Source organism: Providencia burhodogranariea DSM 19968, from assembly GCF_000314855.2.
Taxonomy (GTDB): domain Bacteria; phylum Pseudomonadota; class Gammaproteobacteria; order Enterobacterales; family Enterobacteriaceae; genus Providencia; species Providencia burhodogranariea.
In genome coordinates this window covers 2,345,947-2,359,116 of record NZ_KB233222.1, presented here as the reverse complement: position 1 = coordinate 2,359,116, position 13,170 = coordinate 2,345,947, and the positions used below count along the sequence as shown (strand labels likewise).

Here is a 13,170-nt window from a genome sequence, read left to right as displayed (position 1 = left end):
GCATGAAACATCAACAGCTCCTGAGCATGCTTGGTTATCATATCCGATAATAGTAACTAACTGAACCGTTTTAGTGCTGTTTATCCTGCATACCTTAAGTGACAAGTATGTTTAATGTGTTTATTTACTGAGCTTCAATTTACCAATTGAATGACTCGGGATAGGTACTACACCGTAGTATTTGGGGGAGATATTACCCACCGCTAGTTAGTATATCTTGAGCGAATGCGCCATAATAGTAACGACATATTTTTATCATGAATTAAGGAGTCAGGATGAATCAGGTTGTTTATATCGCAAGCCCCGAAAGCCAGCAAATCCATGTTTGGTCGATGAATGAAGTCGGTGAGCTGACTTTGTTGCAGACTGTGATGACACCAGGGCAAGTACAGCCAATGGTATTAAGTCATGATAAAAAACATCTTTATATTGGTGTTCGACCGAATTTTCGGGTTGTGACTTATCTGATTGAGGATGCTGGAACACTTCGTTTGCAAGCAGAAACGTCTATTCCAGGTACACCAGTACATTTATCTCTCGATAACACAGGTAAATATTTATTTGTTCCATCTTATCATCAACATAATTTGGCAGTGTTGCCGATTAATCGCGATGGTGTACCACAAACCGCGATTCAAGTCGTGGAAGGACTGCGTAACCCACACTCTTCGCATGTTGATGCAGATAATCAACAGCTCTGGGTACCTTGTTTAGGTGAAGACCATATCCGCCTATTTAATCTGCATGCAGATGGGCATTTGACTGAGGCCTCAGCGGATCAAATTAGTTCAGCGAAAGGGGCCGGTCCTCGCCACCTTGCATTTCATCCGCAAGAAAAAGTCATTTATTGCCTTAATGAATTGGATTCAACGATTAACGTTTATCATAAATTTACACGTTATCGCCAAATGCAGCATATTAATGTGTACCCAAAAGGTAGTGAAAGCCAACGTTGGGCTGCGGATATTCATATCACACCGGATGGTCGCCATCTTTATGCCAGTGAGCGTTCAGATAGCTATATTAGTCATTTTTTAGTTTCAGATGATGGTTGTGAACTAACCCTCGCAGGCACTTACCCAACAGAAGGGCAACCTCGTGGTTTCAATATTGATGCAACAGGGCGATTTTTAATTTCTAGCGGCCAAAAGTCTGACAGTATTTCAGTTTCTGAAATCGACCCAATTACCGGTAAGCTGACTCAAGTGGGTCGTTACCCTGTAGGTAAAGGCCCAATGTGGGTAACGGTACTTACACGTTAAGCTTCAATCTATGACAAGGGACGATTGCTATTCAACAGTCCCTTGTTCTCCCCAATGACTGAGGCGATATTCACTCCTCAATCACTTTTCTTATTGCTCCTGTCACCTTACTCAATTGCTCTGGTGAGATAATATAAGGTGGCATTACATAAATCAGACGTCCAAAAGGTCGCACCCAAACGCCTTGAGCGACAAATTTCTTTTGTAGCTCAGCTGTGTTGACAGGCTCGCACATTTCAACCACACCAATCGCGCCTAATATTCGAACATCTTTCACTCTGGAATGCGAAGATAAAGGCGTGAGTTCTTCGATGAGTTGTTGCTCAATTTTAGCCACAGTTTGTTGCCAAGGGCTTTCTCGTAATAGTTTTAAGCTTGCATCAGCAACTGCACAGGCTAAGGGATTCCCCATAAATGTTGGTCCATGCATAAAGCATCCCGCTTCGCCATTACTGATAGTATCGGCGACATGGCGTGTCGTTATTGTTGCAGAAAGCGTCATATAGCCACCCGTGAGAGCTTTTCCTAAGCACATAATATCGGGAGAAATATTGGCATGATCGCAGGCAAAGAGCTTCCCAGTACGGCCAAACCCAGTGGCAATTTCATCGGCTATTAGCAATATGCCATAGCGATCACATAGCTCACGTACACCTTTTAAATACTTAGGGTGATAAAAGCGCATTCCACCTGCACCTTGTACAATGGGTTCAAGGATGATAGCTGCTATTTCTTGTTGTTTTTCGTCCACTTCACGCGTAATAGCGGCTAAATCACGACTATCCCATTCTTCATGAAATCCACATTGGGGGGCATCGACAAAAATATGCGGTGGTAAGTAACCTTTGTAGAGCCCATGCATCGAATTTTCAGGGTCACAAACTGCCATTGCGCCAAAGGTATCACCATGATAACCGTGACGTAAGGTTAAAATGCGTTGGCGCTTCTCTCCTCGAGCCTGCCAATATTGCAGCGCCATTTTCAGAGAAACTTCAACAGCAACTGAGCCGGAGTCGGCTAAAAAAACACACTCAAGTGGTTCAGGGGTGATTTCGACCAATTGACGACAGAGCTTAATGGCTGCTGGATGAGTTATTCCACCAAACATCACATGAGACATTTTTTGCAATTGAGCTGTCACTGCTTGATTCAAAATAGGATGATTATAACCGTGAATGGCAGCCCACCATGAAGACATACCATCAACCAGTACTTTGCCGTCAGCCATGATGAGCTCAACGCCTTTGGCTTCAACCACAGGATAGGTTGGGATCGGTTGGCTCATTGAAGTATAGGGATGCCAAATATGTTTGGTATCAAAAGCAAGATCAGAACTATTCATGAGATTCACTGTCAACTTATTTTATTTAATTTGGTTGACATGATAACCACAATATTTAAACTGACAACTCATTTTTCAGATGGAGAGCAGTTGTGAGTGAATTAAAAAAATGGACAACTAAACAAGCTAATGATTTGTTTTCAATGCCTTTCTTTGAGCTTTTATTTCAAGCCCAACAAATTCATCGCCAGCATTTTGACCCACAGCAAATGCAAGTCAGTACTTTGCTTTCTATCAAAACAGGCGCTTGTCCTGAAGATTGTAAATATTGTTCGCAAAGTGCTCGTTACAAAACCGGATTAGAAACCGAACGTTTAATGGAAGTACAACAAGTTCTGTCATCAGCCAAAAAAGCCAAACAAGCGGGATCAACTCGTTTTTGTATGGGAGCAGCATGGCGCAATCCGCGAGAACGCGATATGCCGTATCTCGAAATGATGGTCAAGGAAGTCAAATCCCTTGGAATGGAAACCTGTATGACCTTGGGAATGCTTGATAACAATCAGGCTCAGCGTCTTGCTGAAGCAGGGCTTGATTACTACAACCATAACCTTGATACCTCGCCTGAATATTACGGTAACATTATTACCACGAGAACTTATCAAGACCGTTTAGATACATTAGGCAACGTACGAGAAGCTGGCATTAAAGTGTGCTCAGGCGGAATTTTAGGTTTAGGTGAGAAAGTCAGTGATCGTGCAGCTATGTTAGTTCAGCTAGCTAACCTGCCTAAGCCTCCAGAAAGTGTGCCTATCAACATGCTGATGAAAGTTGAGGGGACACCAATGGCCGATAATGAAGATGTCGATGCATTTGATTTTATCCGGACTATCGCGGTCGCGCGTATCATGATGCCAACATCTTATGTCAGGCTATCGGCTGGACGTGATCACATGAATGAACAAACCCAAGCACTTTGTTTTATGGCTGGAGCAAACTCGGTGTTTTATGGCTGTAAACTTCTCACTGCATCGAATCCGGATGAAAATACCGATATCGCTTTATTTAGAAAATTGAATATTAACCCTGAACGTATTGAAGTCGCTGATGATGATAATCAACAGGCAGTACAATTAGCAGAAACAATCTTAACTGCTGATAACCAACATTTTTATAATGCGGCAATTTGATGAGTTGGCAAGCTTTTATTCAATCACAATTGTCACTGCGTAAGCGAGACTTTGCTTGGCGTAAGCGAACATGTATTGATTTTAGTACTGGTCGTGAATTACACGTCAGTGGGGAAAAATATCTGAATTTTTCAGGTAATGATTATCTGGGATTAAGCCATCATCCAAAAGTTGTTGAGGCTTGGCAGCAAGGTGCTGCGCTATATGGTGTGGGAAGTGGTGGCTCAGGGCATGTCACTGGTTTTACTCAAGCTCATTATGATCTCGAAAATAATTTATCTGAATGGTTAGATTACCCAAGAGCGCTATTGTTTATTTCTGGTTTTGCGGCTAATCAAGCGGTGATAACAGCATTGATGGGGCAAGGCGATCGTATTTTAGCCGACAAACTGAGCCATGCTTCTATTCTTGAAGCGTCAATGCTATCAAGTGCCAACTTACGCCGTTTTACTCACAATAGTTCATTAGCATTACAAAAATTATTCACCAACCCGTCTGAAGGTAAAACTCTAGTAGTCACAGAAGGCGTCTTCAGTATGGATGGAGATAGTGCGCCACTAGATGATTTACACAAACTAGCTCAAGAAAATCATGCGTGGCTTATGGTGGATGATGCTCACGGAATTGGAGTAAAAGGACGAGAAGGGCGCGGGAGTTGTGATGTTTATGGTGTTAAACCGGAATTGTTGATTGTTACCTTCGGTAAGGCTTTTGGTTTAAGTGGTGCAGCTGTGTTATGTGATGAACAAACTGCTGACTATTTTATTCAAGCTGCTCGTCATTTGATTTATAGCACATCAATGCCACCAGCTCAGGCCGTCGCTTTATCCGCCGCACTAAAACAGGTCAGGCAGGCTGATGCCGCAAGAGCACAACTCAATCAAAATATCGCTTATTTTAGAAAAAATATTCAGCTTAATGAAATGCGGCTCGCACCTTCAGAGACCGCAATCCAGCCTTTAATCGTTGGTGATAATGATAAAAGCCTACAGCTAGCTGCTTTTTTACGCCAAAACCGATTGTGGGGGCAAGCTATTCGGCCGCCAACAGTACCACCGGGTAGTGCGCGCCTGAGGATCACGTTAAGTGCTGCGCATGATCAGCAAGATATCGACAGATTGTTGGAGGTGATACATGGTTTTGCCACTAAGTGATGAAAAACAAAAAATCGCGTTAGCATTTGGCCGAGCAGCAAAGCGTTATGATGCGATAGCACATTATCAGCAAAATAGTGGGCATCAATTGCTCAATTTATTAACGTCCACACTGAGTAATAGCCATAATTTACACGCAAAAAAAGTTATGGATGCCGGTTGTGGAACAGGTTTTTTTAGTCAGGTGATGAGCGAGTCGGGTGCAGATGTGATGGCATTGGATTTAGCTTCTGGCATGTTAGAAGTCGCGCGAAGTAAAGGTGCCGCAGCTGGTTATATTTGTGCAGATATGGAGTCTTTACCTTTTGATAATAAAGTTTTTGATATCGTATTTTCTAATTTAGCTCTCCAGTGGTGCGGTAATTTGAAGGATGCATTATCCGAATTGTATCGCGTGACGAAATTGGGGGGAGTCATTGCTTTTACGACGTTGGCACAAGGGTCGTTGAGTGAGCTATCACTCGCATGGACCGCACTTGATGAACAATCACATGTAAATAACTTTCTCAGCTACCAAGAAATAGCTGAAAGCTGCCAAACATGGCGACACCAACTGATGTTACAGCCAGATAAACTCTATTATCCTGACCTAACCAGCTTACTTAATTCACTCAAAGGAATTGGAGCCACACATTTAACTGCTGGAAGAAAAGGTGGATTGATGACTAGACAAAAGCTAAATCAGCTTGCTTCCGCCTATCCTATGTCAAATGATGGACTCGTGTTAACTTATCAAACAGTATTTGGAATAATTTATCGTGACTAAAACCTATTTTGTAACAGGTACAGACACCGAAGTTGGTAAAACAGTTGCAAGTTGTGCTTTATTACAAGCAGCTAACCAGCAAGGGTTCAAAACTGCGGGCTATAAGCCTGTTGCTTCAGGAAGCGAGATAACATCCGAAGGGTTACGTAACAGTGACGCACTTTTTTTACAAGCGAATAGTCATTTATCGCTAAGTTATGAGGAAGTGAACCCTATCGTTTTTGGGGCGCCAACATCACCACATATTATCAGTGAAAAAATGGAACAACCGATTGATTTTTCTGTCATGAATGATGGCTTAAAACAATTGCAATCGAAGGCTCAATGGGTACTGGTTGAAGGTGCGGGTGGTTGGTATACACCGTTATCAGAACAGAAAAATTATGCAGATTGGGTCATTGAACAGCAGCTACCTGTTATCATGGTCGTTGGTATCAAGCTTGGTTGTATCAATCATGCTTTATTAACCGCAGAATCTATCAAACACTCAGGATTGACTCTTGTTGGTTGGATTGCCAATGAGATTGAACCTGCTGGAGCCTACCAAGTCGAATATTTTGCTACTCTTAATCGGTTGATCAGCTCTCCTTGTCTTGGAACGATACCATACCAAAATCTGCAATTGATGACCGATCTTGGTCAATATATCAATTTATCTGCACTTTAAATTTTTATTATTGCCATGTGCCAAATAATAGAAAATTTCAAATTAACTCGTAATTGACTAAATCAGGGCGCTGAGCTTGCACTTTATGTGGATAACACAGGCCAATCAATTTGAGTAATTTTCATCATTGATTAAGGATCTGATAGGGTTGTTTCGAGGTGATCATTTCTTGAGCGAAAAATGGTTTTTTGATCGTGAATTGCCTGTTTTTGTCAATATCGATCCGATGAAACAGAGTAAAATTTCTTTTATTGATAAATTCAGTGTAAAAATATTTTCACGAAATTTTCATTTTAATGTCATTTGTCGGGTGAATATTATTTTATAAGGATAACGGGAAAGCATGATGCTAAAGGGATGGCAGAGTTATCCACCATTTCTGTGGATAACCTTGTGAATTAGATCTATAAAAGTAATGGCATCCAAGGTCACAAGCGGCTTTGCCTTTATTTGATGTGATTTCGGACTTATAAATAATAATCATAAAATACAATTAGTTAAATAAAATCAAGCTAAGCAAATTTATTTGTGATAAGGCTGATAATTGCGTCAGCATAAAATATATAAATAGCTTAAGGTCAAGAGAAATTTTGGGGATAACCTTGCCATAATGATAATAAAGTCAGTGATGGATATTTTTTAAACTCAATACTTGAAGCTGGTTTTTTATCCAGTATCATAGATGGGTTGATCCGTTAAGAGGCATGGGTAATGAGTAAAGCATTTAAATTGTATTCTGATTTTAAAGCAGCAGGGGACCAACCTGAGGCAATTCGTCGACTTTCTGAGGGATTGGAAGATGGTTTAGCTCATCAAACCCTATTAGGTGTAACTGGTTCAGGTAAAACCTTCACTATCGCCAATGTTATCGCAAAAGAAAATCGCCCTACCATGTTAATGGCACATAATAAAACCTTAGCTGCACAACTTTATAGTGAGATGAAAGCCTTCTTCCCAGATAATGCGGTTGAATATTTTGTTTCCTATTATGATTATTATCAGCCTGAAGCCTACGTGCCAAGCTCAGATACCTTTATCGAAAAAGACGCTTCCGTTAACGAACATATAGAGCAAATGCGTTTATCTGCGACAAAGGCATTGCTTGAGCGACGAGATGTGATTGTCGTGGCATCAGTCTCTGCAATCTACGGTCTTGGTGACCCCGATAGCTATTTGAAGATGATGCTGCATTTGAGCGATGGCATGATTATCGATCAACGCTCAATTTTACGCCGTCTTGCGGATTTACAATATAGCCGAAATGACCAAGCTTTTACCCGAGGCACCTTTCGAGTTCGCGGTGAGGTGATTGATATTTTCCCCGCTGAGTCGGATGAGTATGCGTTGCGTGTCGAATTATTTGACGAAGAGGTTGAGCGGTTATCACTGTTTGATCCATTAACAGGGCAAATTCAGCATCGAATCCCTCGCTTTACTGTTTACCCTAAAACGCACTACGTCACACCAAGAGAGCGTATTTTAGAAGCAATGGAACAAATTAAAGTCGAGTTAGTCGATAGGCGCAAAGTGTTACTCGAAAATCATAAACTCCTTGAAGAGCAACGTATTTCTCAACGGACACAATTTGACCTTGAAATGATGAATGAGCTAGGTTATTGCTCTGGCATCGAAAACTACTCGCGCTACCTATCTGGGCGTGCGCCAGGGGAGCCACCACCAACATTATTTGATTATCTCCCTGCGGATGGTTTGCTGGTGGTTGATGAGTCTCACGTGACTATCCCACAAATTGGTGCGATGTATAAAGGTGACCGTTCACGCAAAGAAACACTAGTTGAATATGGCTTTCGTTTACCTTCGGCGTTGGACAATAGACCAATGCGTTTTGAAGAATTTGAAGCATTGGCACCTCAAACAATTTATGTTTCTGCTACACCGGGCAATTATGAGATAGAAAAGTCAGGCACTGAAGTGATTGAGCAAGTCGTTCGGCCTACTGGGCTACTTGATCCGATTATTGAAGTGCGTCCAGTTGCGACACAGGTCGATGATTTAATTTCTGAAATCCGTATTCGAGTATCGAAAAATGAGCGAGTGCTTGTCACGACACTGACGAAACGTATGTCTGAAGACTTAACCGAATATCTTGAAGAGCATGGTCAAAAAGTCCGTTATCTTCACTCTGACATTGAGACAGTCGAACGTGTTGAAATTATTCGTGATTTGCGCTTGGGCGTGTTTGATGTGCTAGTTGGGATCAACTTGCTCAGGGAAGGTCTTGATATGCCAGAGGTTTCATTGGTGGCAATTTTAGATGCAGATAAAGAAGGTTTCTTACGTTCTGAGCGCTCATTGATACAAACAATAGGGCGAGCAGCGCGTAACCTTAATGGTAAAGCGATCCTTTATGGCGACCGAATTACTAAGTCGATGGACAAAGCGATTCGCGAGACTGAGCGCCGTCGTGCTAAGCAAATAGAGTTTAATGAAGAGCACGGTATCGTGCCACAAGGCTTGAACAAAAAAGTTGGGGATATCTTACAGATTGGTCATAAAGTCGGTGGCAAAGGTAAAGGGAAAAGCAAAGATAACGGGAAAACAGATCAGCGTGATGACATTAAGTTACTCTCAACCAAAGAGTTGGAGCACCGTATATCACAGCTTGAAGCACAAATGTACAAACATGCGCAAGACTTGGAGTTTGAAGCAGCCGCTAATGTGAGGGATCAGCTTCAAGAGCTTAGAGATCTCTTTATCGCGAATTCTTAGCGGAATTATAAAAAGCACAACAACGCAGTATTTGGCGGTCGCCTTTCTAAACAAAGGGATGTTAGTGATAACCAGATTGTTTTAACTGTAATGCTTAAGATAGGAAATAGAGATGCGTGTTCGCTGCTCTGCTCGTTTGTTGGTCATTAATCCCGATAATCGAGTACTGTTATTTCAGTTTGTCCATAGTAATGATGCTCTTGCAGGTAAGTTATACTGGGCTACTCCAGGAGGAGGAGTGGAAGTGGGAGAGTCATTTGAGGAAGCTGCTATCAGAGAACTCCGCGAAGAAACGGGTATTCTGAGGGATAATGTTGGGCGATGTGTTGCAGAAAAAACGTTCGAAATGATCCTTCCTTGTGGGGAAACAGTTCTGGCAAAAGAGCGTTTTTATAGAGTGAAATTCGCTGAAGACGATATCAATACTGACGGATGGACTGAGAATGAAAAATCAGTTATTGCTGGGCATCATTGGTGGGGGCTTAATGAACTTATTGAAACGGTAGAGACAGTCTACCCTGCAAACATTCAAGAAATACTCGCTGATTATTAAGACATTTATCTCAGAAGCCTGAATCAGGCTTCTGAGGATTTGTTCATAACAATATCAGCTGCTTAGCAAAATTAAAATTTTTTCATCGATACCACTTTGCGGTTTGCTTACTGGTATTTTAAATTATTTTAAGTCTAAAATAAGCGTACGGTTTCTTCGATAGCTTGCAGCAATAATTTGCGGTCATGTCGATAAGGAACATCATCAGCCTCTAAAACTCGCTGTGTGACTAAACGCTCATGGCAGATTGGCTTTATATTGGTTCTTGGGCCAACAATCACGGCATCAATTTTTTTACAACCAATATGTTCTTCCATCATGGCTAATTTTTCTTGCAGGCTTAGGCTTGCTGCCGAAGTACTGAGCTCTTTTCCAAGGTTTCCAATATAAATCATCGGCGCTTTACAATCACGCAAAGCCTCTGTGATCTCATTGAGTAATAAAAGTGGCATAAGGCTAGTAAAGAAACTACCAGGACCAATTAAAATCAAGTCTGCTTGATGAATGGCATCGATGGCTTCTACAGTCGCTTTTACTGCTGGATAGAGATGCAACTCTTTTGGTAGTTCAGCTAATGCATCGACATTCACTTCGCCATAAATTTCGTTACCCATCTCATCAATTGCCATCAAATCAACTGGATATTCTGACATTGGGATCAGTTGAGCATCAACTTTCAACATATTGCGTATTAAATTAATGGCTTCAAGCGGGCGTACGCTGAGGTGATCTAATGATTTTAACATTAGATTGCCTAAATTATGGCCGGAGAGTTCACCGTTACCACTAAAGCGGTATTCAAACATAGCCGATGCAATAGAAGGCTCAGTAATTAATTGGTTGAGACAATTACGCATATCTCCCCATGCAATACCGCCTTCAGCTCGACGAATTCGACCTGTAGAACCACCGTTATCGGTTGTTGTGACGATCCCAGTTAATCGCGAGCCTAAAGATGAGAGAGAAGACATTACACGACCAAGCCCATGCCCGCCCCCAAGAGCGACAACATGTCTGAAATCAGTCAGACTACTATTCGGCATAGTGTTCCTATATTAGTTATTTTTAGAGCCGCGCGTATTATACAGAGTTTTAATAAATTATACCCGTAATCCTTTATACCCGTCATACTTCAAGCTGTATTGTTGTTGCCTGCACTCCGCTTCCCGAGTCACTTATTATGGGTTATCTTCGTTTATCGATAAAATATAACGCAATAAAAATCATTTATTTTATAAATTCGTTTTATGTTATACAGAAAAGATAAGGGGGATAGGTAAGCACTATTCTAGGATTGCTCTTAATTAAAAGGAAAATAGAGTGTGATTAACTGTTCAGATTGAAAAAATTATTATTTTAGGGAAGTTCAGGTCGAGAAATGCAAATATTAAAAGGATTAATGCTCTTAAGCCTTGGGTTGCTCATGAATGGCTGCACTGCACATGTTTGGAAGGATTCTCCGGTTGTAAGCAAAGATTATCAATATAAAGTTCAAGCAGAAGATACGATTGTTTCGGCCTTTGAATTCAAAAATTTCAAATTAAAACTTGATGAAAAAGTTTCAAATAAAACACTAAAAATTCCTGAGAATGGTGTAGGTTTTGTTGGTGATACATATCTTTATTTTATTGCTGAGGGAGCTGATGATTTACTTATACTCAATAAGTTGAACAAACAAATTATTTTAGAAACTCGCAACAGAGACAAACAAACCATTCAACTTAAAATATATGAATCAACAACACCAGGTGTGACGGCAATATTAAGTGACGTACTGACTACAAGAACTGTACCAGGCACACAATTCACGGATGAAGAAAAACAATTATTAATCAATTCTGGCTTTAAATTATCACCAGATCCTGTTCGCAAAGATTGGTATAAAGTCACTGTTATTGGTGGCGTGTTAATGGCGAAAAATAGTATTGACTACCAATTTGATAAAAATGAAAAAATGACACATCCCTATAAAGTTGAGCTTCTATTACCAGAACAAGTCTCATCGTTTAATGGCTTGAACTTAATTAGTAATATATTGGCAACTCCATTTACGCTAGTTGGTGATGCGGTTATATTACCAATTATCGCAGTTTCAGATGTGAACTAACGTTCATTTGTTGCAAATTTAACTCCTTTTACTTTGCTCCCCTTATACTTTTAATTATATCAAGGGGGCAAAATACGATTTATTTTTGATTAGGCTTAGAGATAAAAGCAATTCGAATTAATTTGGCTATAATTAAGGAAAAACATATAAATTATATTTAGTTAACAACTGAGTAACTTAATGCTAAGTCGTTGTATAATATATTATATATCGAAATTCAAATTCGCTTTTTGCTTTTTTTTACGCTAAAATCCTTACAGAAATTAAGTGAACAGAATAGGCAAATTCAATTCCATTTAAGTGTATTTTATCTATTAACTTGTTCATTAATAAAACTCCTAGCCTTTGTGTCTAAGTTCGAATCGACGAATATGATGCCTAGGCCGTGGTCTTGAACCACCAGGGTGCGAGATAGAAATATCTGCATCTCCCGTATTTGGAAAGGTGTCATTATGCAGCAGCTTGTCGATCAATTTGCTCGAAAATTTTACTATCTTCGTCTATCTATCACAGACGTTTGCAACTTCCGTTGTACATACTGCCTTCCTGATGGTTACAAACCTAGTGGTCGCCATGAATTCCTTTCGCTTAGTGAAATTAAACGAGTAAGTCGTGCTTTCGCTGAATTAGGAACTGAAAAAGTGCGTATCACGGGTGGTGAACCGACCATGAGAAAAGACTTTACTGATATCATTGCCGCGATTAATGAAAACCAATCGATAAAAAAAATCGCTGTAACCACGAATGGCTATCGAATGGCACGTGATGTACAAGAATGGAAAAATGCCGGGCTAAATGCCATTAATGTCAGTTTAGATAGCTTAGATCCCCGTCAATTTGCAGCTATCACAGGCCAAGATAAATTCTACCAAGTGATGAAGGGCATTGATGCCGCTTTTGATGCAGGTTTTGAAAAAGTTAAAGTCAATGCGGTGTTAATGAAAAACGTCAACGACATTGCACTTAAATCTTTTTTAAATTGGATTAAATATCGTCCTATCCAACTACGTTTCATTGAACTAATGGAAACAGGAGAGGGAAGCGATCTTTTTCAGCGTTACCATATTTCGGGTGAAACCATCCGTGACCGCCTTATTGAAGACGGTTGGTATAGGCAACCTAGCTCCCGCAGTGATGGCCCAGCGCAAGTCTTTAGTCATCCTGATTATCAGGGTGAAATCGGTCTTATAATGCCTTATGAGAAAGATTTCTGCCAAAGCTGTAATCGCTTGCGCATCTCTTCTTTAGGAAATCTTCATTTGTGCTTATTCGGTGAGAATGGTATTCCACTTCGTGATTTATTAGGCGCAGATAATCAAAATGAAGCTCTAAAGGCACGGATCCAAAGTGGATTGCAATATAAGCGTGAAACCCATTTCTTGCATATGGGCGACAGTGGCATAACCCCGAATTTATCCGTTATTGGCGGCTAACAAATTTTTGATTTTTCAGGAGAGAA

Annotated in this window: 11 protein-coding genes and 1 riboswitch; of the genes, 9 read left to right on the top strand and 2 right to left on the bottom strand. The window is 40.6% G+C overall.

Translation table 11 applies throughout. The features are described 5' to 3' along the window. Positions 1-275: 275 nt before the first annotated feature. Entirely contained in the window at positions 276-1,262 is a 987-nt protein-coding gene (gene pgl / locus OOA_RS10045) for a 6-phosphogluconolactonase (RefSeq protein ID WP_008912043.1), read from the top strand. 70 nt (positions 1,263-1,332) lie between these two features. Here pgl and bioA read toward each other — a convergent pair whose 3' ends face one another. Next, a complete protein-coding gene (gene bioA, locus OOA_RS10040) occupies positions 1,333-2,604 on the bottom strand; it encodes an adenosylmethionine--8-amino-7-oxononanoate transaminase (RefSeq protein WP_008912042.1) in 1,272 nt (423 codons plus the stop codon). A gap of 92 nt (positions 2,605-2,696) precedes the next feature. Here bioA and bioB point away from each other — a divergent pair, with 92 nt between their 5' ends. The 6 genes from bioB to OOA_RS10005 all read left to right on the top strand — a co-directional run bounded on the left by bioB (position 2,697) and on the right by OOA_RS10005 (position 9,604). After that, positions 2,697-3,734 carry a biotin synthase BioB gene (bioB, locus tag OOA_RS10035; protein ID WP_008912041.1) on the top strand — a complete coding sequence of 346 codons (1,038 nt, stop codon included), beginning with the start codon at positions 2,697-2,699 and terminating at the stop codon, positions 3,732-3,734. Continuing rightward, the gene (gene bioF / locus OOA_RS10030; RefSeq protein ID WP_008912040.1) at positions 3,734-4,888 is read left to right on the top strand and encodes an 8-amino-7-oxononanoate synthase; all 1,155 of its coding nucleotides are present in this window, start codon (positions 3,734-3,736) and stop codon (positions 4,886-4,888) included. The genes bioB and bioF overlap by 1 nt, the downstream gene beginning before the upstream one ends. Then, positions 4,869-5,654, top strand: coding sequence for a malonyl-ACP O-methyltransferase BioC (bioC, locus tag OOA_RS10025; protein ID WP_008912039.1), 786 nt, complete (start codon positions 4,869-4,871; stop codon positions 5,652-5,654). The genes bioF and bioC overlap by 20 nt, the downstream gene beginning before the upstream one ends. Further along, complete coding sequence (bioD, locus tag OOA_RS10020) at positions 5,647-6,321, top strand: dethiobiotin synthase (protein ID WP_008912038.1); 675 nt, start codon at positions 5,647-5,649, stop codon at positions 6,319-6,321. Before bioC ends, bioD begins: the two co-directional genes overlap by 8 nt. Before the next feature lie 711 nt (positions 6,322-7,032). Beyond that, positions 7,033-9,051, top strand: a complete 2,019-nt coding sequence (uvrB, locus tag OOA_RS10010; RefSeq protein WP_008912037.1) for an excinuclease ABC subunit UvrB — start codon at positions 7,033-7,035, stop codon at positions 9,049-9,051. Positions 9,052-9,163: 112 nt separating this feature from the next. Then, positions 9,164-9,604 carry an NUDIX hydrolase gene (locus OOA_RS10005; RefSeq protein WP_008912036.1) on the top strand — a complete coding sequence of 147 codons (441 nt, stop codon included), beginning with the start codon at positions 9,164-9,166 and terminating at the stop codon, positions 9,602-9,604. Positions 9,605-9,738: 134 nt separating this feature from the next. Here OOA_RS10005 and yvcK read toward each other — a convergent pair whose 3' ends face one another. Then, on the bottom strand, positions 9,739-10,647 hold the full coding sequence (gene yvcK, locus OOA_RS10000; RefSeq protein WP_008912035.1) for a uridine diphosphate-N-acetylglucosamine-binding protein YvcK: 909 nt from the start codon (positions 10,645-10,647) through the stop codon (positions 9,739-9,741). Positions 10,648-10,982: 335 nt separating this feature from the next. Here yvcK and OOA_RS09995 point away from each other — a divergent pair, with 335 nt between their 5' ends. Further along, positions 10,983-11,711: a hypothetical protein gene (locus OOA_RS09995; protein ID WP_008912034.1), complete on the top strand. Its 729-nt coding sequence runs from the start codon at positions 10,983-10,985 to the stop codon at positions 11,709-11,711. A gap of 323 nt (positions 11,712-12,034) precedes the next feature. Next, a riboswitch (molybdenum cofactor riboswitch) is annotated at positions 12,035-12,174 on the top strand. After that, the gene (gene moaA / locus OOA_RS09990) at positions 12,164-13,144 is read left to right on the top strand and encodes a GTP 3',8-cyclase MoaA (RefSeq protein WP_008912033.1); all 981 of its coding nucleotides are present in this window, start codon (positions 12,164-12,166) and stop codon (positions 13,142-13,144) included. Its footprint overlaps the riboswitch before it by 11 nt. Positions 13,145-13,170: the final 26 nt, after the last annotated feature.

Bases quoted from the DNA above. Each gene is read 5' to 3' on its own strand.
- pgl (WP_008912043.1), top strand. From the start codon at position 276: ATGAATCAGGTTGTTTATATCGCAAGCCCCGAAAGCCAGCAAATCCAT.
- bioA (WP_008912042.1), bottom strand. From the start codon at position 2,604: ATGAATAGTTCTGATCTTGCTTTTGATACCAAACATATTTGGCATCCC.
- uvrB (WP_008912037.1), top strand. From the start codon at position 7,033: ATGAGTAAAGCATTTAAATTGTATTCTGATTTTAAAGCAGCAGGGGAC.
- yvcK (WP_008912035.1), bottom strand. From the start codon at position 10,647: ATGCCGAATAGTAGTCTGACTGATTTCAGACATGTTGTCGCTCTTGGG.
- moaA (WP_008912033.1), top strand. From the start codon at position 12,164: ATGCAGCAGCTTGTCGATCAATTTGCTCGAAAATTTTACTATCTTCGT.
- OOA_RS09995 (WP_008912034.1), top strand. From the start codon at position 10,983: ATGCAAATATTAAAAGGATTAATGCTCTTAAGCCTTGGGTTGCTCATG.
- bioC (WP_008912039.1), top strand. From the start codon at position 4,869: ATGGTTTTGCCACTAAGTGATGAAAAACAAAAAATCGCGTTAGCATTT.
- bioF (WP_008912040.1), top strand. From the start codon at position 3,734: ATGAGTTGGCAAGCTTTTATTCAATCACAATTGTCACTGCGTAAGCGA.
- OOA_RS10005 (WP_008912036.1), top strand. From the start codon at position 9,164: ATGCGTGTTCGCTGCTCTGCTCGTTTGTTGGTCATTAATCCCGATAAT.